Genomic DNA, 24090 nt, shown 5'->3' with positions numbered 1-24090 from the left:
ATTAAACTCTCGCCATTTTCTTTATAGATTTGACAATACCGATAGGCAGATCTTTTTTGGGATGCGGAACTGGAAATGTCTTTCCGGTTATTGATAACTCCTTCTAAGTTCGCGTCCAACAGCAATCAGCTCTTTTATCAGGTTGGTTGATTTCATATCCTCCCAACCTGGCATAAGCATATGCACGCATACACACAAAGTAAATTTATTTATCTCAAATGAACTTGCGTTAAAACGCAAAGTGATGCTAATTTTTCTGTATGTTTTCCACCCAATTATTGTTCGTAATTCCATCATAGTTAATATATTTCTTTCTCAATCATTATTTTGGTTATTTATTGGTACTCAGATCTGCCCAATTTTTACCATATTGAGTCCCATTTAATGCCTTTAAAAGCTGCTTTGACAAAGATTGCTGTCAGTTAATGAACTACAGAAAGCCTGGTTTAACAGAAACCGTCAATTTGGCGAAAAGTGCAGCTAATATCAACACCATTTATCCTGTCGGAATCGTAGTTTGGTTTGCACAAAATAAAAACCCAAATACACTGTTTCCAGGTACTACATGGAAATATATTGGTGAAAATAAAACAATTCGTTTAGCTAGTACGAGTGGCTCAAACGTACTGAGTTCTGGCGGTTCTGATAGTGTTACGCTCTCAGCAACGCAGTTACCTGTACATAACCATTCATTTAGTGCAACAACTAGTTCATTTGATTATGGGACAAAGACAACAAACACAGCAGGAAACCATTACCATACTGTAAATGGTATGGGAAGGCCCGGAGATATACGTCCAAAAGTATCTACAACCTCAGGCGGGAGTTATACTTTCCAAAATCCAGATACTAACTCAGCAGGCAATCATAACCACATTGTAGCGATTGGTGCCCATAGCCACTTAGTAACTGGGACAACAAGAAACACAGGTAGTGGTTCAGTGATAAATGTAGCTAACGCCTATGTAATGTTAATGGGTTGGTATCGTTCTGCATGAGTTAATTGATGGTTTAATTCCTCTTTGTCATTTTAAAACAAGGAGGAAACCAATACGAAACTAGCAAGATTTAGTGAAATCCTACTTTATAAAGAGCAAACGCAATGAAACGGGAAAATGTTTTTACTCTTTGAGTGTCATTTATATTGTGAATTTTTTCTATTAAAGAAAACCATTTTTTTACTGTGGACTCTCTACCATATTGTTCAAATCTTTTTTTTCCATTAGATACCATTGATGTATATAAATCTGGTCGGTTTCGTAGTTGATCCACTGCCTCTATGAATTGCTCTGGTGTCTTGGCAATTAAATAATCTAATTCACTTATTCGTATAGCTCTCATAGAAGGTTCATTATCACAAATTAAAGGGCAACCAGCACTCCACGCATTGATAAGTTTGCTAGCCGGCTTTCTCATAAGGTCAGGGCTACATTCTTTCCTAAAACTTATAGCTATATCGATGTCACTATAATTAGTCCAGTCATCTGTTGATATTCTAAGTGCTATACCTCTTTTATTTAACTCGCTTATAAGATTTTTATCTGTAAAAAAATCAGGTAAAGCATCAACATGTCCAAAAAAACCAATAGTTTTTATTTCATTGCTATCTTTAGATCTGCATTTTAAGTTTGGTTGTGGCCAGTGTGGTAAAAAGATTTTTCTAGGTTCTGTTTGTAGTGGATTTTGTACAACGGTATAATCAGCTCCATAAACAGGGGGACGATCAGCTTGACAAACAATAGTGCATCCTATCCACGGCTTAGTTCTAAAGCTAAAATCATCGTAGTGTAATATATTAACTGCATCAGCACGGACTTGATTAGTTAATGTAATATCAAGATAATTACCGTAGTAATATTTGAGATTAATTAAAGTTTGAAAAACCCAGCAAGCTTTACCTTTACGATAAAATCTATCCGGAATAGAATCAGGATTGATTTTTTGATTAATTATCTCTTCAAAATCATAAGCATAGTTGTTTATGAATTTTTGGTTAGAAACACCGTTAACGATAATCTTTTTCATTGTTAAGCTACCTCCTAAGTTTTAAACTTTAAATAATATCATCTTTAATATTTAAGTTAACATAATTATAATACGTTATAAATTGTTTTTATAAATTATTTCGAACTGCACTATCCAATTATCCGGAACTCAATAATCATATCTAACTAGTTGAATTATAAATAAGTTTTCATTTGGTACTAAGGAAAAGTTTTACCTATTACTGAGCGATTAAAAGAGACGTAGCTTTAGAAACTAGATTGGCTGAATGGGAGGCGTTTTACAATTATCACTGGCCGCATGGTAGCTTGAAAGGTAAAATACCTCATGAAGCTCTTGTTGAAAAAAATGCTCTGTTAGGCGAGGTCGTAGATTTCACTCGGAACCAATTAAATAATCCCTCTCAGAATGAACTGCACTCCTAATTAATTACCTAAAGGATTATCCCAGAATGACAACAATAAGGGCTGCTTATGCAGCCCGATAACAATCGAAGTCAGAAATCTTTTTATCCATATCACCCAGAAGAACCCTTAAAATAGCAGTAAGGGCCGTTTGGCCCCATCATTACTTTGGCACTTCCGGCCACGGCACATCCGGCGCTTGATTCACATCTACACGAGTAAGCAATACTCTGTATTTTCTCCATTCGAGTAGAGCTTCTTTCTCTGAGTCTGTAGCGACTTCTAAGTCAACAGAGTCTTGTAGCAATGAGATTGTTTCATTTGCTTGTTGTAACAGTGCTGCCTGCTGTTGTTTTGCTTCATTGATTTGATGAGACTTGAGTAAGTCTTTATCAACTACCCACTTTTTGCCATCCCATTTGTCAAAGTCGGTGGGCGGTTTCTTGAATGTGAGCGTGTCGGGCAGCTCACCGATTTCCGTAATTTCAATAGCCGTACGAGTCAATGTGTCGTAAGCGATTTTTCCACGATAGTCAGGCAGGATTTCCCAGCATTTACTGTCTACACTGCGACAAACAGCCTCATCATGAGATTTAGGTAGCTCTGGCGCATCAGGATAAGCGCCGGCTGACAAACTGACACCGAGCATGACATATTCGATATCAGAATTTGTGAATTCTCGCGTGATTTGATTCGAGTGATAAACCTTTATCCAGCCTGCCTGAATTGCCAAACCATCTTTACCTAAGATTGCTGTTTCATGTTCTAAAGAGTATTTCTGTTCAGTCATTATGCTGCTCTCACTATGTAATTAAATGCGACGTTGCGCGGGCGGGTTTCGTTTGCTGTACGTGCGACGTGTGATGCGTCGAATGTAACGTCATCGGCACCCCGTTTGCCGGAGGGATAACTTGCATATAACCCACTGCTTGAATTTCGTGTCGCATTAAAGGCACCCGATAAACTTTCGAGCTGTGAATAGCCGTCCATCAATCTTACTGCGAAACCGCCAGTAATATTTTGAATTGCATCCCCCTGCCACGTACCACACACACGCCCCGGATCGACTCCCCGACTATCATCCCATCCTCGAATAAATTCGCCTCTTAAATCGGGCACTCTACCGGCAGGATAGGCTTCCGCTAGCTTCGGATATAAAGATTTATCAAATGTCTGACCGTTGCAAGTGAGGTAGCCTTGGGGTGTATAACGATGCGGATACGGAAGCGGGACGCCGACGGGGAGCGCCGGATTTGTTGTGCTATATTGAATAGTCCAAGGCAGGTATTGCTCCGGCCCATCCCAAGTTTGTCGTGTCGCAATATCTCCGTGATGAGAATAATATGTTTGATGAATTCTCTGATCATTACTCTTAAATACAGAAAGAAATCCATACGCGTAAATTTTACCGCCATTATAAACGGGTAAGTCAGTTACAGAATTAGGATTAGCGATAGTTACAAGATAGATACCCGTTTCGCGCATGTCCGAGAATCTGCCATTATCGCTCAGACCACCGCGAACATCTGGAAAAGCCCCCACATCCCCGGCATTCAAACTGACATCCCCACTCAACACCTTGCCATTAACTTTCCGGCTATTCGGCACGGCACTTTTCGCCAATTCTACCGTTTCTGTTAAACCAATGTTTTATAGAATCTATAAATTAACAATAAATCGTGTCGAAGCAGTATGTCAGGGCATTAAATGGAGATAAAAAAGGTAAAAACTGGGTATATCCATGTGTTAATAAATGACCAAAATGACGATTATGGGGAACAGAATTGCAAATGGTTTAATTACGAGCAACCTTTGTCTATAAAACAACCTGAAAATAGTCAAAGTAGAGCACATATATTGGCAAAATGCGTGCCTTTCCCAATCATGGTGGAAACAGATTGGCTATGATCTGTATTAGTCACTATTTTTTTCTGATTTGCGTATTCTGATTCTGGAGATTTGTTATAACGAAATAAACTGAGAGTTACCTGTAATCTTGTATGGGATTTGGTAACCATATCAAAGCAGGTAACTCCCAATTTTAGATAAAGTTTCAACTAACACATCCAAATTTATTTAACGGAAAGCTCTATATTTACACTTCGATTTCTTACCCAAAAAGCCTGGCTGTTATAACAAATCTGTCCTCCGCAAATAGCATTTTCAACTATATCAGGACACCCTTTAATTAATGTATACCATTCAGGGCCAGATCCATCTGAATTTGCATGACCACGACCATGCCGAAATGTTAGTGTACAATTTTTTGTGTCTGTATTGGCAACATTAATATAACTAACACTCCAATCGACAGTTTTAGTTTCATTTGTACATCCATCTATCCAGTTATTATTATCCTGTAAATTTCCCAGATAGGTTTTACCTGCCTCTAAGCGTATTTTTTCATCTCCACTATCGTACATGCAATTAGATGATTGTGTAATAAGAGTAATACTCTTTGTCGCTGATGAATTTTTAATTTGTAGTGCATATGTGGCTGATAAATTAGAAATTCTACTTTCTGAAACTTCTAATGTTGCCTCCTTATCGGTAATGTTTTCTTTTGTCTCAGCAGCTAAAGCTAATTGTGTTGATGAAGCTAGAATCACAATAGTTGTACCAATTAACGTTTTCAAAGTGATCATATTAATAAACTCCTTTGATGAAATTATTCGGAGCCTCATTAGGTGATTTTTGTGGGTCAATTTTCACCCGTTAAATAGCTTCCATAAGATATTAATAACTCATCCCATTAAAATTATTTTATTTGTACTTAAGCAAGTGTTGTTGGACGTTATTGATATCGTAATTATAAGTATAATTCATATTTTTATCTGTTGAATTGTTTTTTTAAATGCACATCCTGATGAAATGTTTGTGAATGCATCTTTTACGGATGTGGTTTATTATGTAAATAATAACAAATTGGTTTTATCTAATTTCAAAATAATTCCATCAATTATAAAAACATCATCTGTATGTTTGTTGTATTAATATGATTATATACCCGTCATCTTTCAAGTTGCTTCTTTGTTGGCTGCACTCGCTCACCCCGGTCACATCGTTATCTATGCTCCCGGGGATTCGCTTCCTTGCCGTCGCCATGCATCTTGAAATCCATAGGGTATAGGTGATGTTTATCATATTAAACTTGAAAAAACTGAGACGTTTTAATTGAATTGATATTTGTCAGTAAAAATGAAAAAATCAGCAAACGCTCTGAAAAATCCGTCCTGAGTTTATTAGCCACGCTGAGTACGATAATCTTTTGGCTAGTGGTATACAATGCTGAAAATAAAGGGCTTCACCTGAGATATCAGGCAAATAGCCTTAAATCGAGACGAATTATTTCTTATTTGATATTACGGAGAATGTCTTACGACATTCTCCGTCAGATTATTGACAAAGTGCTGGTTTTTTTATCCGGCGCTCTGTTTTAATTCAGCTCCGTTCACCAGACGGAGCTTGCCGCCATGTTAAGGTATTGGCGTAAACAGGGGAGTGAGACGAGTTAAATCTATTTCCTGTTTAACTTGTGCCAAGCTATACGCTTCCTGGAGTCTCAGCCACATTTCCGGCGTACTGCCGATCACGTTGGCTAAACGAACGGCCATTCCTGGCGTTACTGCCGCGCTACCTTCAACAACACGCCCAATAGTTGACGGTGAGACATCCAGTGCACGAGCAAGCGCTCTAAGACTAATATTTAAGTGCTCTATCTCGTCAGAGATATAGCGCCCCGGATGGGGTGGCATACGTTTAGTCATTAATGATAGTCCTCGTAGTTCAGTATATAAACATCACCATCGTTAAATTCGAAAGTTAACCTCCAGTTACCCGATACGCTTACCGCCCAAATACTCTTTCGATCTCCTGTAAGTGGGTGAAGTTGAAAACTCGGTAAACTTAAATCATTCAGGCCGCTTGCTAAATCTAATGCGTTTAACAGTAGGTCTAGCCTGTTAGCGTGGTGTGCAACAATTCCCGCCGTGGTTCCCTTCTCATAATACTTTCGTAGCCCTTTATGCTTCCAACTTTTAATCATTGTTTGAGTCCTGTTGCGTTACGAGAGACAGCATAACACGTGTCGATCATTGCGCAACAACATTTTTTTGATGAAATAATATCAGATTATTGACAAAGTGCTGGTTTTTTTATCCGGTACTCTGTTTTAATTCAGTGCCGTTCACTAAACGGGGCTTGCCATCTTGTTAAGAACACCCACTCTCCAGACTTTCCCGCCAGAAACACTCTCGCTTGACGAGCTGGTTCCTAAAAATCATTTATACCCTATGGATTTCGAGATGCATCGCGGCGGCAAGGGAGCGAATCCCCGGGAGCATAGATAACTATGTGACCGGGGTGAGTGAGTGCAGCCAACAAAGAGGCAACTTGAAAGATAACGGGTATAGTCCGTCAAGTCGATGCCGCTATTAATTTCGAATTTATCCGCGAATTAGTTGCCCCATTGTATTGCCACAATAATGGCTGTTCTGTTATCTATAGCCCAAAATATTAAGAAGATAGCCTTGCTGGTCGCAATGCTGTGTTGTTTTTATCTCAGGAGAGCGAGCATTTTATTGCAGGATAAGCGAAAATAACGCCTTGGTGGAGGATTACATCGGGTTAATGAGGAAAATGGATGGCATTATGATTCATAATAAAAGAAACAAACCCCGTTATTTTCAACGAGGTTTGTCAGCGGTATGGTGGAGAATATCTTACGACATTCTCCGCTAATTTTACTAGTGATAGCTCTCGACAATGTATTAAACCATTTTGCCAAAATCTATCGAAATAGGGCTTTGATTTATTAGCGCTGAGTTTGTGGGGATTTCTCAGTGCAAATGCAGGCCCATTTTAAAAATTTATTTTTGTTCTCCAAAGTCCTCAAAAAATATTGCACCTATGTTGCCTGCTTGATCTAAGCCATACATACAAAAGCGTACTGGTGAGTCTTTCTTTTTAAGAGTAATCGGTACTCTTCTATAAATAGAGTAATCTTTATAATCATCGCATTTTGTCGATTTTCTTGGGCCGGCCTTATAACGTATATCAACAACTTCCCAAGGGCTAAACCTAGCGTCGACAACCCAACTATCATCTGTTTCAAAAAGTAATGTCGAACCCGGTCTTACTCCCGGACGGGTGTTGTCAATTTCACGTAATTTTATTGATGCATTAGATGTACTCTGCCAGCGTTTATTTGCAGAATATTGCCCAATGACACACATGGTATAAATCCCTTCTTTGGAAGGAACGGTAAGTTTTTCCAACGGTTGTGTCGTGACTGGAATAGGTTTGCTGTATCCTTTAGGATCGGTACAATCAATATTACTCGCAAGCCCTCTTTTATAGCTAATATTATCAAAACCTTTCTCTACAAGGCGTAAATTCCAGGTGACAGGTTTGTTGTTAACTGTGCCCTTCGTAATCAATGGGCCGCTGGCGTTAATCGTGATCCCTTTTCCATCGTCAAATTTACTTAAATCCAGTTTTCCATCAGAAGTAAATGCACGTGCAATTTTATCAATAGGCATATAATAACTGGCGCCTGCACGAGAGAAACTGTGATCGATAATAAATTCACAAGGCCGATTAAGACCGCAACCCGAGTAACTTCGATCGACGGTGGTATTTAATACACCAATTATCTTGGATTGATCTTTTAACATAACCGGTGAACCCGAAGTTCCTCCCGAAACACCCGCGCAATTAACAGCTGCGGCCGGAGACCAAGCCCATATACCTTCATACACAAGCGAGGCTTTTCCAGTAATGTTGCAAGCCGAATAGCGTAGATAACGTTTATCACTCTCTATGCCATTGACCGGAATATGAGCAAGTTCAATCTGCTGGCTGGTTAATTCTAATGCCGATGGTTCATGATCTTTTTGTAAGGTTACCGGCAGTATTCCGCGCTTTGCCAACTCACCATACGTTGCTTTAAGTCTGAAAACCGCAAGGTCGCCGCCTTTCATTGTTGCGTATAAAACCCTATCAACATCAACAGGTTGGTGTTCATTAATTAAGTCAATGAAGTAGTTTGGCGTGTATGTCCAACCTGGGCCTACAGGTTGATCAATGATGACTTCATTGGTATCTAATGAAGAATCAAAACAATGGCCCGCGGAAAGAATAAGTGCTTGTTGATTGGCATCAGGGGTTTCTGAACCGGCAATAAGTGTTGCGGTACATTGGCCGCGACCGCTTAGTTTTCCGACATGCTTAAATCGCTCAGCGCCCGGATCGGTGGATTTTAATAGTGGAGCTTCGTTACTGGTATTGTCTTGTAGATCAGCAATATGCTCGCTGTTATTTTCGGGAAGTGCGTGTGCGAAATAACTTGTTGACACAATCCCTGTAATAAGTGTAGCTAAAAAAATTTTTCTCATGTTTTTACCTCATGTTGTTTACATTTTTAATCTTTCCATGTAATGGAAACAGACATTCAATGAAGAAAAAATTATCGCTAAGTGTTTTTAGAGCTTTAATAAATCCTCTATATGAGTATTTAATGTTTACTAATTTATGAATTAATAGACAGTTTTTTTAGCGCATAAGATCATTCTATTGGGTGCCTGTTATCCATAGCCAATAATAAATAACATAAAAATCAGCCAAATAGTTTTATATACTGCAATAGAGCTATAACGTTCAATGGAACGAGAACTGACTATAAAGGTTTTTCTGGTATAAATTCGTTGTTATAAAGGATGAGTTGATTAAATGAGAGTTGAACTCCGGGAGAGTGTATATTTATGAGTTGTTACTAAATTTATCACCCAGAGCATTTGTTGTGGAATAATAAAAGTGTTAGCAAAATAATTCTAGTCTTGCCGGAATGAGTTTTAATTCAGTTTGCAGTGTTTTTAAATAGTCAATAGCAATAGTGGCTAAAATGGGATAAAAATCATTTTCTAGTTTGGTTGTCTGCATCAATTCCAGATAACGGTAAGCCCAAGGTAGTAAGTGCTGTTCTAACAATGTACGTGCAGCAGGTTTATGCCCTTGTTCTAAAATATAAACTAAGGCCAGCAACATCAAACCGAATTGATCTTCGGGTTCCCGTTGTTTACTGGACATGACGATATTCTGTTTTGTCAGAAATTCCCGGTAAGCCAGCGTGCTTTCACCTGATAACGCGTTTTCTCTGTCCAGATAAACCGATCCCCAAGGTGGGGCTGGCATAACACCTTGCCCTTCGAACAAGATGGAGTAGTCATATTGTAGAGATTCGACTGAGAAGGTAGCGAGCTTTTTCGTCAGATTTTCTATTGTGCGGTTATTTGACCAGGGAAATAATTTATCAATATCGATAAGCAATGGAATTAGTGGGCGGACTTGTTCTGATTTCGGTGAGTAATAAAAACAGGCGCCAATAATGCGAGGTACAGCAGTATCTAATAACATGGAAAATTCTCATTATGATTTGGTTATACCAATGGTGTAAGCAGCATAAACACATCATAAGCTTATACGATATGAATAGATAGTTGATTATGATCAACGATTAATCTGTTGCGGTGTTGTTACTATCTTTATCACCAGATTGACGGCGATTTTTGTTATGAAACGCATAAGTTCATCACCGAAAATAATAAAATTAGCCGCTTTATTGGTATGGGAAATATATATTTGATCTACATTTTAATTCAATGCATTTAATAAGGTTATTATGGTGAAAATGAATATATATCATTAGTTATCTAATAATTTAATAATTTTAAAAGTAGACCACGTTAAAAATAAATAAACCCTATATACCCTATGGATTTCAAGATGCATCGCGACGGCAAGGGAGTGAATCCTCGGGAGCATAGATAACTATGTGACCGGGGTGAGCGAGTGCAGCCAACAAAGAGGCAACTTGAAAGATGACGGGTATAAACCGCCGTTAGGTTAATACCGCACCTTAATGGTGTGGTTGGGAAGGAGGTGAAAATCCTCCGCAGCCCCCGCTGCTGTGATGCTGACAACTCCGCTGATGCCACTGGTCGGAAAGACTGGGAAGGTTGCGGGGAAGGGTGACGCTAAGCCAGAAGACCGACCTGACAGGCACGAGACATTAACTCCTTCGGTGGGAAGCGAGTTGTCATCCAAGTGGTGTGCGCAGTGTTGGCACGTCTTATGGGCGCTCCTTTTCCGATCGACATATCGGGAATTTTCTATGCAATGGTCAGGTAGGAAGGCATTTGTTATCGCGGGTACGGGTAGTGGCTGTGGTAAGACTACGGTTACCCTTGGCATTTTGCGGGCATTGATGTTGAGAGGGTTGACTGTCCAGCCGTTTAAAGTGGGGCCGGATTATCTGGACAGCGGCTGGCACAGCTCTGTGTGTGGCGTAGCATCTCGTAATCTTGATGCATTTATGCTGCCAACAGCGACGCTTAATGGTCTTTATAATCAGCATATGCGTCATGCTGATGTCGCGGTCATTGAAGGTGTGATGGGGTTGTATGATGGTTATGGTACCAACCCAAACTATTGCAGTAGCGCTGCAATGGCTAAGCAGTTGGGATGCCCGGTGATTTTGTTGGTGGACGGTAAGGCAGTATCGACTTCTGTTGCCGCAACTGTTCTGGGTTTTTGCCGTTTTGATCCCTCTTTAACGATTGCGGGTGTCATTGTTAACCGCGTCAATTCTGAAAATCATTTCGAACTTATTCGTCATGCGATTGAACATTATTGTGGTGTGCCGGTGCTAGGACGTTTGCCCGTGATGAAGGATGTGTCGTTACCGTCTCGTCATCTTGGCCTGATTCCTGCCCAAGAGCAGGCTGACAATGATGCTCGCTGGCAGCGGCTGGCCCAGCAGGTAGAGGCGCATATCCATCTTGATCGTCTGTTGGCGCTTTGTGACTGTCCTACTTTACCCGAGGGTGAGGCACCATCATTGCCTGATCCCGCATTGGCTGATGGCTTGACGTTAGCGCTGGCAGATGATGAAGCCTTTAATTTTTATTACCCTGATAATCTGGAGATGTTGGAACAGGTGGGGGTGCGTATTCACCGTTTTAGTCCACTGCATGATCGCCGTTTACCCGATTGTCAGATGATTTATCTCGGTGGGGGCTACCCGGAAATCTATGCCGCTAAGTTGGCCGCCAATAGTGCCATGCGGGAAGCTTTACAGGATGCGCATTGTCGTCAAGTTCCCATTTATGCTGAATGCGGTGGCCTGATGTACCTTGGTAAATCGTTGACCGATGGCGAGGGAGCGAGCCACCAGATGGCCGGTATTCTGCCGGGGGAAAGCCATATGGGTACGCGGTTGATGCGCTTTGGTTACTGTCAGGCACAGGCCCGTTTTGACACTTTGCTGGCCGCAGAAGGTGAGATTTTACGGGGCCACGAGTTTCATTATTCTGATTTTATCAGCTCAGTGCCTTCAGTTTTTGACTGTACTAAATGGCGTGACGGGATGGCAATACAGCAATGGGCCGGAGGCTATCAGGTACAGCAGACACTGGCTAGTTATCTTCATATCCATTTTGCTCAGCGCCCTAGTCTGCTTGATCGCTGGTTGAGGTCTGCAAGGAGGCTATTGTGACACTTGCTGCCTGGTTTGCTGCTTTCTTGCTCGATAGCTGGTTAGGTGATCCGCCGCATTGGCCTCATCCGGTGCGTTGGATTGGTAAGCTGATCTCTGTGGTACAGCGGGCGGTTCGGCGCTGTTGTCACAGTGAACGTGCATTGAAAGTTGGTGGAGCAGGGCTATGGATAGTGGTTGTGGGGCTGACTTGGTTGGTGAGTTGGGGGTGTCTGTGGCTGATGAACCTCATTCATCCTTGGGTCGGCTGGCTGGTTGAAGTGTGGATGATTTATACCCTGTTGGCTGGCCGTTGTCTGAGTGACGCCGCGCTAGAGGTACATGAGGTATTACAACAAGGCTCATTGGATGAGAGTCGTCAGCAATTGTCGCGGATTGTCGGGCGCGATACTTCCCAACTAGATGTACCGCAAATCACCCGCGCGGTGGTGGAGACGGTGGCGGAAAACAGCGTTGATGGGGTTATTGCTCCACTGTTTTTTCTAATGATTGGTGGTGCGCCATTGGCAATGGCTTATAAAGCGGTTAACACCCTTGACTCAATGGTGGGATACAAAACTCAGGAATACCGCGCGATTGGGTATGTTTCCGCTCGTATGGATGATTTAGCAAACTGGTTACCGGCGCGGTTGAGTTGGCTGTTGTTGAGTGCGTCTGCTTGCTTCATTCGACTTGATTTTCGTCAGGCACTACGTATTGGCTGGCGTGATCGCTATCAGCATAGCAGCCCTAACTGTGGCTGGCCGGAAGCGACGGTGGCGGGAGCGTTGGGTATCCGCCTTGGCGGCCCGAATTGTTATTTTGGTGAACGAGTAGATAAACCCTGGATGGGTGATGAACGCCGTAAAATCGCGCTGACGGATATCCCGCTCAGTATCCATTTGATGATGATAGCTTCGCAACTGGCCTTACTGTTGTTTGCGCTGTTGCGCTTACTGTTGGTCGGCATGGCTTAAAAAAGGGCAACAATATGAACTACCTCCAGAAACCTCAGCAAATTGAACAGAATAGCTTCGCAATCATTGGCGATATTATTGCTAGTGAGCGGCCCGATTACCGTTTTGTTGATGAAATGCAAGAAGCAGTGATTAAACGGGTGATCCACACCACCGCAGATTTTGACTGGTTGGATATTTTATGGTTCTCGCCGGGTGTGCTGGCCCGCATTACAGAAGCATTGAGTCGGGGATGCACTTTGTATACCGATACGACGATGGCTCAGTCCGGTATCAACAAAGCACTGTTACATCAGATGGGGTGTGAATGCCGTTGCTATATCAGTGATCCGCGTGTGGTCGCGATGGCGAAAGCGCAGGGTATCACGCGTTCTATGGCTGCGGTAGATGTCGCACTGGCGGAAGAAGGGGACAAAATCTTCGTGTTCGGTAACGCTCCAACCGCCTTGTTCCGTTTGTTGGAAAGGAAGGCTTCACCATTGGCGGTGGTTGGGGTGCCTGTCGGTTTTGTCGGTGCGGCGGAATCGAAAGCCGCTTTGATGCAAAGTGAACTGCCTTATATCGCCGCCGCAGGCCGTAAAGGGGGAAGTAATATCGCGGCGGCGATTATCAATGCCATTCTGTACCGATTGCAGGAGGCACAATGAGTGACACCATGCAACTAGACAGCATCTGGCATAACGGTAAGCAGTATCGCAAAGGTTATACCACGGGTTCCTGTGCTACCGCTGCCGCCAAGGTTGCCGCATTAATGGTGCTGCGTCAGCAAGTTATCGATCACGTTTCTATTGTTACCCCTTCTGGTGTGACATTACGCCTTAATGTTGAACAGCCGCTGATTGAAGGGCAGCAGGCGACTGCTGCTATTCGTAAAGACGGTGGCGACGATGTGGATGCCACTCATGGCATGTTGATTTTTGCTCGTGTCACCTTGTGCGATCACGGTGAGATCCATCTGCGGGGCGGGGAAGGCGTGGGTACGGTTACCCGCAAAGGTGTGGGATTGCCAGTAGGCAGCTCGGCCATTAATCGTACACCGCGTCAGACTATTGAGGCAGCGGTACGGGAGGCTATCGGTCCTTTACGGGGCGCGGAGGTGGAAATTTTCGCGCCGGAAGGTGAAGAGCGGGCAAAGAAAACTTACAACGGGAGATTGGGGATACTGGGCGGCATTTCCATCATTGGCACCACTGGTATCGTCACGCCAATGTCGGAAGAGAGTTGGAAACGTTCGTTGGCGATAGAACTGGAAATGAAACGTTCGGCGGGTGCTGAAAAGGTCATTCTGGTGCCGGGCAATCATGGTGAACGTTTTGTGCGTGAACAATTGGGGCTTGATGGTCAGCTAGTAGTAACCATGAGTAACTTCGTGGGTTACATGTTGCAGGAAGCGGTGCGGCTTGGGTTCCGCCATATCATGTTGGTGGGACACCCCGGCAAGCTGGTGAAAGTGGCCGCAGGAATTTTCCATACCCACAGTCATATTGCTGATGGCCGCATGGAAACGTTAATTGCTTATCTGGCACTGATGGGGGCGTCGCAGGAAATGCTGTTAGAGGTGAGTCGTTGCGATACCACAGAAGCCGCAATGGAACTGATTGCAGAACACGGCTTGCAAGCGGTTTATGACCGTATTGCCGAACGCATTTGTGAACGAATGAGTGAAATGTTGCGTTTTGCGGTTAACCCGCCGCGCTGTGATGCCATCATGTTCTCCTTTGATAATCAGATACTTGGCACTAGTCGCCCATTAAATGACATTTTGGAGGCAATGCGATGATCACCGTAGTGGGAATTGGTCCCGGCGATACAGCGTATCTGATACCGCAGGCACAGCACTATATCACTGAGGCGGAGGTATTGGTTGGTGGTAGACGCCATCTGGAGATATTTAGCGGCGTTACTCATGAAACCCGCGTAGTGGATGCTGATCTTGCTGGTTTGCTTGCTTGGCTACAGAACAACAGTACACGCCGGATTGTGGTATTAGCGTCTGGTGACCCGCTGTTATATGGCATTGGCAAATTATTGTCTGAATATTTTACCGCAGAGGATCTGCGCATCATTCCGGGTATCAGTTCAATTCAGTATCTGTGTGCCAAAGCTGCACTGGATATGAACGATATTTATCTGACCAGCAGTCACGGGCGTACCCCGGATTTTGGCTGGCTTCTGCAACACGACAAAGTAGGCATGGTAACTGATGGGCGCGTCGGCCCGCGGGCAATTGCGCAGGCCATTATTGAGCGTGGCCTGAACCGTACATTGATTATTGGTGAAAACCTCTCTTTGCCTAATGAGCGTATTCACCGTCTGCGGCCGGAAGCGGTGGCGACTGACTATGACATGAATGTGGTGGTGATCCTAAATGAGAGATGATGAATTTTTACGCGGACAGAAAGTGCCGATGACCAAAGAACCTGTACGTGCATTGGCGCTGGAGCGGCTGGAACTGAATGATGCTAGCCAATTGATTGATGTGGGGGCGGGTACGGGCAGTGTGGCATTAGAGGCGGCGTTACGCTTCCCGGCGCTGACCGTTACTGCCATTGAACGCAACCCGGCAGCACTGGTCTTGATTGAGGAGAATCGCCAACGACTAGGTTGTCATAATGTGGAGATTATTGCAGGAGAGGCTCCGTTAGCATCGGATGTGATGGCGGATGCCGTATTTATTGGTGGCAGTGGCGGGCAATTGACCGCTTTGATCGATTGGGCACTGGATCACATGTACCCCGGTGGCCGCTTGGTACTGACTTTCATTTTGTTGAATAACCTAAATGATGCACTGGAACATTTGCGGACCTGTCAGATCAGTAACTTGGAGTGTATACAGCTACAAGCATCTACTCTGGCGTCCCTGGGTACTGGTCACTATTTCAAACCGAATAATCCGACTTATCTAATTTCCTGTTACAAGGAGAAGATCGATGTCTGAATATTTTGATCCGCGAAAAGTGTGGTTTGTCGGGGCCGGACCCGGTGATAAGGAGTTGATCACCTTAAAAGGTTACCGTTTACTGCAACAGGCACAGGTAGTGATTTATGCCGGTTCACTGATTAATACCGAACTGTTGGATTATTGCCCGCCGGAGGCTGAGTGTCATGACAGCGCCGGCCTGACGTTGGAACAGATTGTTGCACTGATGGTCGATGGTGTACGTGCGGGTAAATTGGTGGTGCGGCTACAAACCGGCGATCTCTCGTTGTACGGTTCCATACGCGAACAAGGGGAAGTTTTGACCGATGCGGGCATCAGTTTTGTCTCGATACCGGGTGTCAGTGCTTTTCTTGGGGCGGCAGCGCAATTAGGGGTGGAGTACACCGTACCGGAAGTGGCGCAAAGCTTGATTATTACTCGAATTGAAGGGCGTACTCCGGTACCGCCGCTCGAACAGTTGGAATCTTTCGCTGCTCATCAAACGTCAATGGCGATTTATCTTTCTGTACAGAAAATGAGACATGTGGCTGCGCGTCTTCAAGCTGGCGGCTATCCGGCAACGACGCCGGTCGCGGTGGTATACAAAGCGACCTGGGATGAAAGCCTAACTGTGCGCGGTACGTTGGCGGATATCGTTGAAAAAGTACAGGCGGCGGGTATTCGTAAAACTGCTTTGATTCTGGTCGGCGCTTTTTTGGGAGAGGAGTACCACTATTCCAAGCTTTACGATGCGGGGTTTAGCCATGAATATCGCCGGGCATGAATCAATAGCCGTATTCTGTCTGACGCCGGGAGGGGTCAGACTGGTACGTCGGTTGAAAACTCATCTTCCTCTGACCTGTTTTACCAGCGAAAAGTTGTTGGAGCCGGGGTTTACGCCTTTTAATGGCAGCTTTGGCGATACATTGCGCGAGGCATTTAAACACTATTCAGCGTTGGTCGTGGTGGCGGCGCTTGGCATCACGGTACGCATGCTTGCGCCACTCATAAACGACAAAATGCATGATCCCGCCGTGGTGGTGATTGATGAAGGTGGTCAGCATGTTATTAGCCTGTTATCCGGTCATGTGGGTGGCGCTAATGCATTGACTCACCATTTGGCGGAGTTGTTAGGCGCTGACCCGGTGATTACAACCGCCACGGATGTTAACGGGATGGCGGCATTGGACACCCTTGCCACTCAATTAGATGCCAATATGCAGGATTTTCGCCATGTGGTGAAGGTGATAAATCAAATGCTGGTCAGTGATCAGAAAGTAGGGCTGTGGTGGGATGAGCCACTACTTAGTGAACGCGGGCGGTGTGATACCCGGGGTTTTGTCCCGGTAGCGTGTCTAGAGACATTACCAGCGCTGGATGCGCTGGTGTGTATCACATTGCGAGATTCATTGCCGGAATTGTCTCTACCGGTTTACAAACTGGTGCCGAAGCGTGTTGTGGCCGGGATCGGTTGTCGCCGGGATACGCCATTGCAAACAGTGATTGAGCTATTGCAGCAGCAGATGGCGGAAAACCATTTCGATCTGATGGCGTTACGTGCCATCGGCAGTGTTGTGATTAAAAAGGATGAACCGGCGCTAAATCAGCTTGCACAGCGTTGGCGTGTACCATTTGAGTTGTTCAGTGTTAATGAGTTAAGTCTTCATGAACAACGTTTTCCTGCTTCCGATTTTGTACGCCAGACGGTAGGGGTTGGCAGTGTTTCGCAGCCTGTCGCCTGGTTGATGAGCGAAGGAAAATTGGTTGGTCGGACCTTGCGTCAGCAGGGCGTTACTATCACTTTGGGGGTATCACAATCATGTTAACAGTAATCGGTATTGGACCAGGCAATGAATCCATGATGACACAGGAGGCCATTGAGGCGATCCGCGAAGCTGAAATTATTGTCGGCTATAAAACCTACACCCATTTAGTTAAACATCTAACGATGGATAAAGAAGTGATTAAGACCGGTATGTGCAAGGAGATTGAGCGCTGCCAGAAGGCGATCGATTTGGCATTGTCCGGCCGTAAAGTCGCTTTGATCAGCAGCGGTGATGCGGGAATCTATGGCATGGCGGGTTTAGTGCTGGAATTGGTTTGCCAGCAACAATGTGAGCTTGAAGTTAAGTTGGTCGCCGGGATCACCGCCAGTATTGCCGCGGCGTCGTTGTTGGGCGCACCGTTGATGCACGATTTTTGTCATATCAGTTTAAGTGATCTGTTAACGCCGTGGCCGATGATTGAAAAACGTATTATTGCCGCCGCACAAGCCGATTTTGTTATTTGTTTTTATAACCCACGTAGCCGTGGCCGGGAAGGGCATCTTGCCAAAGCATTTGACCTTATGCGGCCGTGGAAAGCAGCACAGACGCCGGTTGGCGTAGTAAAAGCGGCGGGACGTAAAAAACAGGATAAATGGATCACTACTTTCGGCGAGATGGATTTCTCCCCGGTAGATATGACCAGTCTGGTAATCGTTGGCAATCAAACAACCTATTGCCGTGATGGATTGATGATCACGCCACGGGGGTATGAATTATGAGCCATCCGGCTATCCATGTTTTCGGTGGTACCAGCGATGCCCGGTTGCTCTGTCAGGCACTAGACGCAGCAGGAGCGCGTTATCGTCTCTCTGTTGCTACGGATGCAGGGAAACAACTGGCGGGTGATATTCAAGGAGAGGTGGTGGTGGGGCGAATGGATGCCGAGGCTATGGTGGATTACTTTGATCAGCATAAGGTACGTTGGGTGATTGATGCTTCTCATCCTTATGCAGATGCACTAAGCCAAAATGTGCTCACAGCTTGTCGTCGCTTGTCACTGCGGCTTACTCGTTATCAGCGTCCCAGTGAGATTGATTTACTGAGCCATCCACTGTTGCACAAAGTAAATAGTATCGAGGCGGCTTGCGACGTTGCCCGGACACTAGGGCAACGGATCTTGCTCACCACCGGCAGTAAGCAATTGGAGTTGTATCAGCGTTTACTACCGGGAAAAACGTTGTTGGTGCGGGTATTGCCGACCGCTGAGGTATTGATTCAGTGCGAAGCGTTAGGATTGGGGGTCGATCATATTATCGCGTTGCGTGGGCCATTTACGGCTGAATTCAATCATGCAGTGTATGAATTTTGTCACCCTGATGTGGTGATCACAAAAGAGTCTGGGGCCGAGGGGGGATATCAACAGAAAGTGGCCCCCTGTCTGGCACTCAATATTCCCTGTATTGTGGTGTGCCGTCCTACACAGACTTTACAGGGGGATGAAGGAGAGCAGATTAGTTCGCTGGATGAGTTTGTCCAACACCTAGCCAGTTGGCAGGAATAATGAGGGCAATAAAATGAAAAAAGCATTATTAATCATTAGCTTTGGTACCAGCTATCATCAAACCCGGCAAAAGAATATTGATGTCTGTGAACAACAATTGGCAGCAGCTTACCGTGATCGCGATCTATATCGTGCATTCACCTCAGAGATGATCATCCGTAAATTAAAAAAACGTGATGGTTTACAGGTGGATAACCCACGTCAGGCGTTGGAGCGTTTGGTCAATGAAGGGTATCAGGATGTGGCTATTCAATCCCTCCATGTCATCAACGGTGATGAATATGAAAAGATTGTCAGTGAAGTGCGTACCTTCAGTGATCATTTCCAACGATTAGTCGTAGGCACACCGCTGCTTAATAGCTTTGCCGATTATCAACAACTGCTTATTGCCCTGAAAAGTCAGATGCCGCCATTAGCTGAAGATGAACGCGTGGTATTTATGGGGCACGGCGCCAGTCATCATGCTTTTTCTGCCTATGCGTGTCTTGATCACCTGATGAGTTCCCATAATTTCCCGGCATTGGTTGGCGCGGTGGAGAGCTACCCGGAAATCGACAATATCATTATCCGCTTGCGGCGACAGGCGGTACGTAAAGTGCATTTAATGCCGCTAATGCTGGTGGCCGGTGATCATGCGATTAACGATATGGCATCGGACGAGCCGGATTCGTGGCGTTCTCAACTGGAATCTGTTGGGATCAAAACGCAATCTTGGTTACAGGGATTAGGTGAAAATCCATTAATTCGCCAAATGTTCGTTCAACACTTGACAGATGCATTACAGGCAGATCAGCGGGAGGTGGTGTGATGAATGGAAAACTTTATGCTATAGGCGTTGGTCCGGGAGCGAGTGACTTGGTGACCGTGCGTGCAGCGCGAATACTCGCTGGCCTTGATGTGCTTTATGCCCCTGCCGGGCGTAAAGGAGGAGATAGTCTGGCGCTCTCCATTGTGCGTGAGTACCTGCTACCCCACACGGAAATTCGCACCTGCCATTTTCCGATGAACAGTAATGGCGAAGAGAAACAGGCGGTATGGGATGAAGTCGCGCAACAGTTACAAGATGAAGTAGCACAAGGGCGGCAAGTGGGTTTTATCACGTTGGGTGATGCCATGTTGTTCAGTACTTGGGTCTTTTTGCTGGCGAGAATTGGTCGGCAAGAGTGGTTGGAAATTGTCCCTGGCATCACCTCTTTTGCTGCGATTGCCGCGCGTACCGTATTACCACTGGCGATGGAACAGCAATCAATGGCGATAATGTCTTGTACTGCGCCGGAAGCCGAGCTGGAGCAGGCACTGCAAACGCATGATTGCGTGGTGTTGATGAAAATTTATAACCGTTTTACCACCGTGAGTGCGTTGTTGGCGCGTCTGAATTTGTTTGAACATGCTTTATTGATGGCGGATGCGACATTACCAAGTGAACAGTGCTGGCGCCGTTTGGATCAGATAGACGCCGATCAAAAATTACCTTATTTCTCCACCATTCTAGTGAATAAACAGTGGCATACTGAGAAATAAGTGCCGGAAAGGCAGCTAAAGCTGCATGGCGAATGGAATCGCGGCTGTAAAAACTGAGGAGCAGCTTTTTGCTCTGCTACACCAATATAAAGGAGATAGCATGATGGGCTTGTCTTTAATGTTGCAGGGTACAGCATCCGATGTTGGGAAAAGTGTACTGGTTGCAGGATTGTGCCGTATCTTTGTTCAGGATGGTTATCGCTGTGCGCCGTTTAAATCACAGAATATGGCGTTGAATTCTGGTATCACTAGTAACGGTGAAGAGATGGGCAGGGCGCAGATTTTTCAGGCAGAGGCGGCGGGTATCGAACCTGATGTACGGATGAACCCGGTATTGCTTAAACCCACCAGCGAGCGTAAGGCGCAAGTGGTGTTAATGGGAAAAGTGGCCTGTAGCATGAATGCGGTGGAGTATCACCAGTACAAGCCCAGTTTACAGCAGCAAATTTGTGAAGTTTTTCACAGTCTGGCTCGTGAATATGACGTCATTGTGCTGGAAGGGGCTGGCAGTCCGGCGGAGATTAACCTGCGAGATCGAGATATTGTTAACATGGGAATGGCGGAGATGGTGGATGCCCCTGTGTTGTTGGTAGCGGATATCGATCGCGGCGGCGTATTTGCGGCCATTTATGGCACATTGGCACTGTTACGCCCGGAGGAGAAAGCGCGGGTAAAAGGGGTGATCATCAATAAATTCCGAGGTGATGTCAGCCTGCTCCTGCCGGGTATTAAACAGATTGAAGCTTTAACTGGAGTGCCTGTATTGGGTGTCATGCCTTGGTTGAATATTGATCTGGAAGATGAAGACGGCGTAGCGCTACAAACCGGCAAATATGATGGCGCAACAGAAAAAGCGCTGGATATTGCCGTGATTCGTTTGCCTCATATTGCTAATTTTACTGACTTTAACGCGCTGGCGGTGCAGCCGGATGTTCGCTTGCGCTATGTGACTCAACCATCCGCGTTACAGCCGTCGGATCTGATTATCTTGCCCGGTAGCAAAAACACATTGGGAGATTTGCAATGGCTGAGACAGAACGGGTTAGCGGATGCCTTGTTAACGGCACATCAGGCTGGTGTTCCTGTTATCGGTATCTGCGGTGGTTATCAAATGCTGGGGAAACGGATCATTGATGGTGTGGAATCGGGGATTGAACAGATGGATGGTCTTGGATTGCTGGATATGGAAACCCGATTTGCCCATGAAAAAGTGACAACCAGAATAAATGGTCATTGCTTGTTGGCATTGCCGGGCTTGTTGTCAGATTGCATTGAACAGCCTATTCGCGGTTATGAAATTCATATGGGCAGCTCGTTACTGGGAGCGGATGCCACCCCGTTTGCCTGTATTACCGAGCGTAACGGCCAATCTGGTGGTTGGTGTGATGGCGCGGTTAATCGAGAGGGCAATGTGATGGGCAGTTATATTCATGGCTTGTTTGATAGTGCTAATTTTACCCGTGCGCTGCTTAATACTTTGCGTTGGCGTAAAGGATTGGCGGCTTATCAAGGGGAAACATTGGATTATACTCACTACAAACAGACGCAGTTTGACCTTCTGGCGAAAGCCATGCGTGAACATCTGGATATAGAACGGATTTATCAGTGTATGAAAACTCATCGACAAGGTTCGGCTCCGTGATCTTAATCACTGGGGGGGCTAGAAGTGGTAAAAGTGCGCTGGCAGAGAGGCTGGTGGCACAAGCGAGTGAACAGGTATTGTATATTGCGACTGCCGTAGTGACAGACAGTGAAATGGCCGAACGTATACAACTGCACCGCGAAAATCGGCCGGCTCATTGGCGTACATGGGAAGGTTATCGCGATCTCGGTGCAGTTATCACGACACAAACCCGACCGGGAGAAGCGGTTATCTTGGAATGTATCACCACCTTAATTACCAACCTATTATTTGAGCAAGCTGGAGAGATACCACCTGAACAAATGGACTTTGCTGTATTAGAGGTGGGGATTCAGCAGCAAATTAGCGATCTGTTAGCGGCTTGTACTTGCATGACTTCCCCGATATATCTGGTTACTAATGAACTGGGAATGGGCATTGTGCCGGAGAACCGTCTGGCTCGCCATTTCCGCGACATTGCTGGAAGGGTTAACCAGCGGCTGGCGGCGGCTGCCAGTGAAGTATTTCTGATGATATCGGGGATTGAGGTAAAAGTTAAATGAGCCTGCGTCTGTTTCTTGCCACCTTACAATTTATGACTCGCATTCCGGTACCATCGCGCTGGACACAGGGATTAGAAATCGATCAGTACGTGCGTGGCATAGCGAGTTTCCCATTGGTTGGATTAATTGTCGGTGTGCTTGCAGCGGCGGTTTTTACCTTGCTGGCTCCTTGGAGTGGCACGCCCTTGGCGGCGCTGGGTTACGTATTAGCGCTGGCGTTGTTAACCGGGGCTCTTCATCTTGATGGTTTAGCGGATACCTGTGATGGCGTGTTTTCTGCCCGTAAGCGGGAAAGGATGCTAGAGATTATGCGTGATAGCCGTTTGGGAACAAATGGTGGGTTGGCATTGATCTTGCTTATTTTGGCGAAAGTGCTGGTGGTGAGTGAATTATCTCTGCGTGGTGCTCCTATGCTGATGGTTTTGACTGCCGCATCTGTTGCCGGCAGGAGTGCGATTATCTTATTAATGTACCGCCAGCGTTGTGCTCGTGAAGGGAGTGGCTTGGGGAATCTCTATATCGGTCGGGTTAACGGTTATCAGACACTATTGACATTGTTAAGTGGGGCAATATTGATTGCTCTACTGATGCGGTGGTCTGGCATGTTGGCGTTGGTGATCACATTGCTGGTTATTGGGTTGCTGGCACTGTATCTGCACCGCCGTTTAGGCGGTCAGACCGGTGATACCCTTGGCGCGTCAGTGGAAATCGGGGAGTTGGTGTTTTTACTGGCGCTATTGTGAGTAATTTCCTGGCAAAATACCCAACCCCTATTCTCGCTAAGTGCAGCCAACAAAGAGGCAACTTGAAAGATAACGGGTATAGTACTAAACGTAAAGGGGGTGATGATATGGATACTACCCGTAATGATGGCGGTGATGGCGGCAGTTTAGAGCCAAGAGTGGCGCGTCTTGAATCAGATGTCATGCAAATAAAGATAGAGTTAACCAAGCTAACAACTCGATCTGAAGAGTTTGCGACAAAAGGCGATCTACATAAAGAAATCAGTGCATAGACGAAGTGGTTAGCTGCAACCATAATTGGTACCGCTGGGTTAGCATTAGCTGTGGCTCGTTATTTGTTTGGGTGAAATTTCTGGTAGACATTTTGTGAGTGTATCCAAACTGGATAGCGGGCAAGTACCTTGCTGATGTTCGCCCGCAAGGGCAAGCATATTCGTAAGTGCTTCGGCACAAAGTCCGAAGCGCAACAGTATGAACG

Annotated in this window: 27 protein-coding genes, 2 pseudogenes and 1 riboswitch; of the genes and pseudogenes, 19 read left to right on the top strand and 10 right to left on the bottom strand. The window is 45.3% G+C overall.

Annotation, left to right across the window (positions count from 1 at the left end; translation table 11 throughout):
* Position 1: 1 nt before the first annotated feature.
* A pseudogene (locus AAC155_RS09830) lies at positions 2-156 on the bottom strand (type II toxin-antitoxin system HicA family toxin).
* Positions 157-425: 269 nt separating this feature from the next.
* Between AAC155_RS09830 and AAC155_RS09825 the strand changes: the two are divergent.
* Positions 426-998, top strand: a complete 573-nt coding sequence (locus tag AAC155_RS09825) for a phage baseplate protein (protein WP_113041976.1) — start codon at positions 426-428, stop codon at positions 996-998.
* 70 nt (positions 999-1068) lie between these two features.
* On the opposite strand, the gene AAC155_RS09820 is transcribed toward AAC155_RS09825, so the two are convergent.
* The 5 genes from AAC155_RS09820 to AAC155_RS09795 all read right to left on the bottom strand — a co-directional run bounded on the left by AAC155_RS09820 (position 1069) and on the right by AAC155_RS09795 (position 5552).
* The gene (locus AAC155_RS09820) at positions 1069-2025 is read right to left on the bottom strand and encodes a glycosyltransferase (protein ID WP_113041975.1); all 957 of its coding nucleotides are present in this window, start codon (positions 2023-2025) and stop codon (positions 1069-1071) included.
* 546 nt (positions 2026-2571) lie between these two features.
* Positions 2572-3198: a tail fiber assembly protein gene (locus AAC155_RS09810; RefSeq protein WP_113041974.1), complete on the bottom strand. Its 627-nt coding sequence runs from the start codon at positions 3196-3198 to the stop codon at positions 2572-2574.
* Positions 3198-4031 carry a phage tail protein gene (locus tag AAC155_RS09805; protein WP_240002832.1) on the bottom strand — a complete coding sequence of 278 codons (834 nt, stop codon included), beginning with the start codon at positions 4029-4031 and terminating at the stop codon, positions 3198-3200. Before AAC155_RS09805 ends, AAC155_RS09810 begins: the two co-directional genes overlap by 1 nt.
* A 449-nt stretch (positions 4032-4480) precedes the next feature.
* Positions 4481-5053 (bottom strand): hypothetical protein, encoded by a 573-nt coding sequence (locus AAC155_RS09800; RefSeq protein ID WP_113041972.1) that lies wholly within the window; start codon positions 5051-5053, stop codon positions 4481-4483.
* A gap of 325 nt (positions 5054-5378) precedes the next feature.
* Entirely contained in the window at positions 5379-5552 is a 174-nt protein-coding gene (locus tag AAC155_RS09795; protein WP_158536536.1) for a hypothetical protein, read from the bottom strand.
* Positions 5553-5638: 86 nt separating this feature from the next.
* Here AAC155_RS09795 and AAC155_RS09790 point away from each other — a divergent pair.
* A pseudogene (locus AAC155_RS09790) lies at positions 5639-5799 on the top strand (IS4 family transposase); the annotation flags it as partial.
* A gap of 85 nt (positions 5800-5884) precedes the next feature.
* On the opposite strand, the gene AAC155_RS09785 reads toward AAC155_RS09790, so the two are convergent.
* Both AAC155_RS09785 and AAC155_RS09780 read right to left on the bottom strand, forming a co-directional pair.
* The gene (locus tag AAC155_RS09785) at positions 5885-6175 is read right to left on the bottom strand and encodes a HigA family addiction module antitoxin (RefSeq protein ID WP_011147221.1); all 291 of its coding nucleotides are present in this window, start codon (positions 6173-6175) and stop codon (positions 5885-5887) included.
* Positions 6175-6453, bottom strand: a complete 279-nt coding sequence (locus AAC155_RS09780; RefSeq protein WP_011147220.1) for a type II toxin-antitoxin system RelE/ParE family toxin — start codon at positions 6451-6453, stop codon at positions 6175-6177. Before AAC155_RS09780 ends, AAC155_RS09785 begins: the two co-directional genes overlap by 1 nt.
* A gap of 212 nt (positions 6454-6665) precedes the next feature.
* Between AAC155_RS09780 and AAC155_RS09775 the strand changes: the two genes are divergently transcribed.
* On the top strand, positions 6666-6845 hold the full coding sequence (locus AAC155_RS09775) for a hypothetical protein (RefSeq protein WP_191214754.1): 180 nt from the start codon (positions 6666-6668) through the stop codon (positions 6843-6845).
* 431 nt (positions 6846-7276) lie between these two features.
* Here AAC155_RS09775 and AAC155_RS09770 read toward each other — a convergent pair whose 3' ends face one another.
* Together AAC155_RS09770 and AAC155_RS09765 are read right to left on the bottom strand one after the other, a co-directional pair.
* Positions 7277-8803: a trypsin gene (locus AAC155_RS09770; RefSeq protein WP_113041971.1), complete on the bottom strand. Its 1527-nt coding sequence runs from the start codon at positions 8801-8803 to the stop codon at positions 7277-7279.
* 421 nt (positions 8804-9224) lie between these two features.
* The gene (locus AAC155_RS09765; RefSeq protein WP_113041970.1) at positions 9225-9821 is read right to left on the bottom strand and encodes a TorD/DmsD family molecular chaperone; all 597 of its coding nucleotides are present in this window, start codon (positions 9819-9821) and stop codon (positions 9225-9227) included.
* 470 nt (positions 9822-10291) lie between these two features.
* A riboswitch (cobalamin riboswitch) is annotated at positions 10292-10477 on the top strand.
* Between the two features lie 101 nt (positions 10478-10578).
* On the opposite strand from AAC155_RS09765, the gene AAC155_RS09760 reads away from it, so the two are divergent.
* From AAC155_RS09760 to AAC155_RS09685, 16 genes are all read left to right on the top strand, one after another.
* The gene (locus AAC155_RS09760) at positions 10579-11961 is read left to right on the top strand and encodes a cobyrinate a,c-diamide synthase (protein ID WP_113041969.1); all 1383 of its coding nucleotides are present in this window, start codon (positions 10579-10581) and stop codon (positions 11959-11961) included.
* Positions 11958-12917: an adenosylcobinamide-phosphate synthase CbiB gene (gene cbiB / locus AAC155_RS09755; RefSeq protein ID WP_113041968.1), complete on the top strand. Its 960-nt coding sequence runs from the start codon at positions 11958-11960 to the stop codon at positions 12915-12917. Before AAC155_RS09760 ends, cbiB begins: the two co-directional genes overlap by 4 nt.
* 14 nt (positions 12918-12931) lie before the next feature.
* A complete protein-coding gene (locus tag AAC155_RS09750) occupies positions 12932-13564 on the top strand; it encodes a cobalt-precorrin-8 methylmutase (RefSeq protein WP_113041967.1) in 633 nt (210 codons plus the stop codon).
* Positions 13561-14697, top strand: coding sequence for a cobalt-precorrin-5B (C(1))-methyltransferase CbiD (gene cbiD / locus AAC155_RS09745; protein WP_113041966.1), 1137 nt, complete (start codon positions 13561-13563; stop codon positions 14695-14697). Before AAC155_RS09750 ends, cbiD begins: the two co-directional genes overlap by 4 nt.
* Positions 14694-15296, top strand: coding sequence for a cobalt-precorrin-7 (C(5))-methyltransferase (locus AAC155_RS09740; protein ID WP_113041965.1), 603 nt, complete (start codon positions 14694-14696; stop codon positions 15294-15296). Before cbiD ends, AAC155_RS09740 begins: the two co-directional genes overlap by 4 nt.
* Positions 15286-15855, top strand: coding sequence for a decarboxylating cobalt-precorrin-6B (C(15))-methyltransferase (locus tag AAC155_RS09735; protein ID WP_113041964.1), 570 nt, complete (start codon positions 15286-15288; stop codon positions 15853-15855). The genes AAC155_RS09740 and AAC155_RS09735 overlap by 11 nt, the downstream gene beginning before the upstream one ends.
* Complete coding sequence (locus AAC155_RS09730; RefSeq protein WP_113041963.1) at positions 15848-16621, top strand: cobalt-precorrin-4 methyltransferase; 774 nt, start codon at positions 15848-15850, stop codon at positions 16619-16621. The genes AAC155_RS09735 and AAC155_RS09730 overlap by 8 nt, the downstream gene beginning before the upstream one ends.
* Complete coding sequence (gene cbiG, locus AAC155_RS09725) at positions 16602-17663, top strand: cobalt-precorrin 5A hydrolase (protein WP_113041962.1); 1062 nt, start codon at positions 16602-16604, stop codon at positions 17661-17663. Before AAC155_RS09730 ends, cbiG begins: the two co-directional genes overlap by 20 nt.
* On the top strand, positions 17657-18382 hold the full coding sequence (locus tag AAC155_RS09720; RefSeq protein ID WP_113041961.1) for a precorrin-3B C(17)-methyltransferase: 726 nt from the start codon (positions 17657-17659) through the stop codon (positions 18380-18382). Before cbiG ends, AAC155_RS09720 begins: the two co-directional genes overlap by 7 nt.
* Positions 18379-19164 carry a cobalt-precorrin-6A reductase gene (locus AAC155_RS09715; protein WP_113041960.1) on the top strand — a complete coding sequence of 262 codons (786 nt, stop codon included), beginning with the start codon at positions 18379-18381 and terminating at the stop codon, positions 19162-19164. Before AAC155_RS09720 ends, AAC155_RS09715 begins: the two co-directional genes overlap by 4 nt.
* Before the next feature lie 13 nt (positions 19165-19177).
* Complete coding sequence (gene cbiK, locus AAC155_RS09710) at positions 19178-19972, top strand: sirohydrochlorin cobaltochelatase (protein ID WP_113041959.1); 795 nt, start codon at positions 19178-19180, stop codon at positions 19970-19972.
* Positions 19972-20685, top strand: coding sequence for a cobalt-factor II C(20)-methyltransferase (locus AAC155_RS09705; protein WP_113041958.1), 714 nt, complete (start codon positions 19972-19974; stop codon positions 20683-20685). Before cbiK ends, AAC155_RS09705 begins: the two co-directional genes overlap by 1 nt.
* Positions 20686-20788: 103 nt before the next feature.
* Positions 20789-22327, top strand: a complete 1539-nt coding sequence (locus AAC155_RS09700) for a cobyric acid synthase (protein ID WP_113041987.1) — start codon at positions 20789-20791, stop codon at positions 22325-22327.
* Positions 22324-22869 (top strand): bifunctional adenosylcobinamide kinase/adenosylcobinamide-phosphate guanylyltransferase, encoded by a 546-nt coding sequence (gene cobU / locus AAC155_RS09695; RefSeq protein WP_113041957.1) that lies wholly within the window; start codon positions 22324-22326, stop codon positions 22867-22869. The genes AAC155_RS09700 and cobU overlap by 4 nt, the downstream gene beginning before the upstream one ends.
* Positions 22866-23612: an adenosylcobinamide-GDP ribazoletransferase gene (gene cobS, locus AAC155_RS09690; RefSeq protein WP_113041956.1), complete on the top strand. Its 747-nt coding sequence runs from the start codon at positions 22866-22868 to the stop codon at positions 23610-23612. The genes cobU and cobS overlap by 4 nt, the downstream gene beginning before the upstream one ends.
* Positions 23609-23884 (top strand): hypothetical protein, encoded by a 276-nt coding sequence (locus AAC155_RS09685; protein ID WP_228901306.1) that lies wholly within the window; start codon positions 23609-23611, stop codon positions 23882-23884. The genes cobS and AAC155_RS09685 overlap by 4 nt, the downstream gene beginning before the upstream one ends.
* Positions 23885-24090 lie beyond the last annotated feature (206 nt).

This window comes from Photorhabdus sp. HUG-39, assembly GCF_963878365.1.
In the GTDB taxonomy this organism is placed as follows: domain Bacteria; phylum Pseudomonadota; class Gammaproteobacteria; order Enterobacterales; family Enterobacteriaceae; genus Photorhabdus; species Photorhabdus kayaii.
The sequence above is the reverse complement of the archived record's forward strand: the minus strand, read 5'-3'. Positions and strand labels throughout refer to the sequence as shown.

What these genes read in the sequence shown, in the direction of transcription:
- AAC155_RS09740 (WP_113041965.1), top strand. Translation starts at nt 14,694, where the DNA reads ATGATCACCGTAGTGGGAATTGGTCCCGGCGATACAGCGTATCTGATA.
- AAC155_RS09705 (WP_113041958.1), top strand. Translation starts at nt 19,972, where the DNA reads ATGAATGGAAAACTTTATGCTATAGGCGTTGGTCCGGGAGCGAGTGAC.
- AAC155_RS09800 (WP_113041972.1), bottom strand. Translation starts at nt 5,053, where the DNA reads ATGATCACTTTGAAAACGTTAATTGGTACAACTATTGTGATTCTAGCT.
- cbiK (WP_113041959.1), top strand. Translation starts at nt 19,178, where the DNA reads ATGAAAAAAGCATTATTAATCATTAGCTTTGGTACCAGCTATCATCAA.
- AAC155_RS09760 (WP_113041969.1), top strand. Translation starts at nt 10,579, where the DNA reads ATGCAATGGTCAGGTAGGAAGGCATTTGTTATCGCGGGTACGGGTAGT.
- AAC155_RS09715 (WP_113041960.1), top strand. Translation starts at nt 18,379, where the DNA reads ATGAGCCATCCGGCTATCCATGTTTTCGGTGGTACCAGCGATGCCCGG.
- AAC155_RS09720 (WP_113041961.1), top strand. Translation starts at nt 17,657, where the DNA reads ATGTTAACAGTAATCGGTATTGGACCAGGCAATGAATCCATGATGACA.
- AAC155_RS09810 (WP_113041974.1), bottom strand. Translation starts at nt 3,198, where the DNA reads ATGACTGAACAGAAATACTCTTTAGAACATGAAACAGCAATCTTAGGT.
- AAC155_RS09750 (WP_113041967.1), top strand. Translation starts at nt 12,932, where the DNA reads ATGAACTACCTCCAGAAACCTCAGCAAATTGAACAGAATAGCTTCGCA.
- cobS (WP_113041956.1), top strand. Translation starts at nt 22,866, where the DNA reads ATGAGCCTGCGTCTGTTTCTTGCCACCTTACAATTTATGACTCGCATT.
- AAC155_RS09700 (WP_113041987.1), top strand. Translation starts at nt 20,789, where the DNA reads ATGGGCTTGTCTTTAATGTTGCAGGGTACAGCATCCGATGTTGGGAAA.
- AAC155_RS09730 (WP_113041963.1), top strand. Translation starts at nt 15,848, where the DNA reads ATGTCTGAATATTTTGATCCGCGAAAAGTGTGGTTTGTCGGGGCCGGA.
- AAC155_RS09785 (WP_011147221.1), bottom strand. Translation starts at nt 6,175, where the DNA reads ATGACTAAACGTATGCCACCCCATCCGGGGCGCTATATCTCTGACGAG.
- AAC155_RS09780 (WP_011147220.1), bottom strand. Translation starts at nt 6,453, where the DNA reads ATGATTAAAAGTTGGAAGCATAAAGGGCTACGAAAGTATTATGAGAAG.
- AAC155_RS09825 (WP_113041976.1), top strand. Translation starts at nt 426, where the DNA reads ATGAACTACAGAAAGCCTGGTTTAACAGAAACCGTCAATTTGGCGAAA.
- AAC155_RS09770 (WP_113041971.1), bottom strand. Translation starts at nt 8,803, where the DNA reads ATGAGAAAAATTTTTTTAGCTACACTTATTACAGGGATTGTGTCAACA.
- AAC155_RS09765 (WP_113041970.1), bottom strand. Translation starts at nt 9,821, where the DNA reads ATGTTATTAGATACTGCTGTACCTCGCATTATTGGCGCCTGTTTTTAT.
- cbiG (WP_113041962.1), top strand. Translation starts at nt 16,602, where the DNA reads ATGAATATCGCCGGGCATGAATCAATAGCCGTATTCTGTCTGACGCCG.
- cbiD (WP_113041966.1), top strand. Translation starts at nt 13,561, where the DNA reads ATGAGTGACACCATGCAACTAGACAGCATCTGGCATAACGGTAAGCAG.
- AAC155_RS09735 (WP_113041964.1), top strand. Translation starts at nt 15,286, where the DNA reads ATGAGAGATGATGAATTTTTACGCGGACAGAAAGTGCCGATGACCAAA.
- AAC155_RS09820 (WP_113041975.1), bottom strand. Translation starts at nt 2,025, where the DNA reads ATGAAAAAGATTATCGTTAACGGTGTTTCTAACCAAAAATTCATAAAC.
- AAC155_RS09795 (WP_158536536.1), bottom strand. Translation starts at nt 5,552, where the DNA reads ATGATAAACATCACCTATACCCTATGGATTTCAAGATGCATGGCGACG.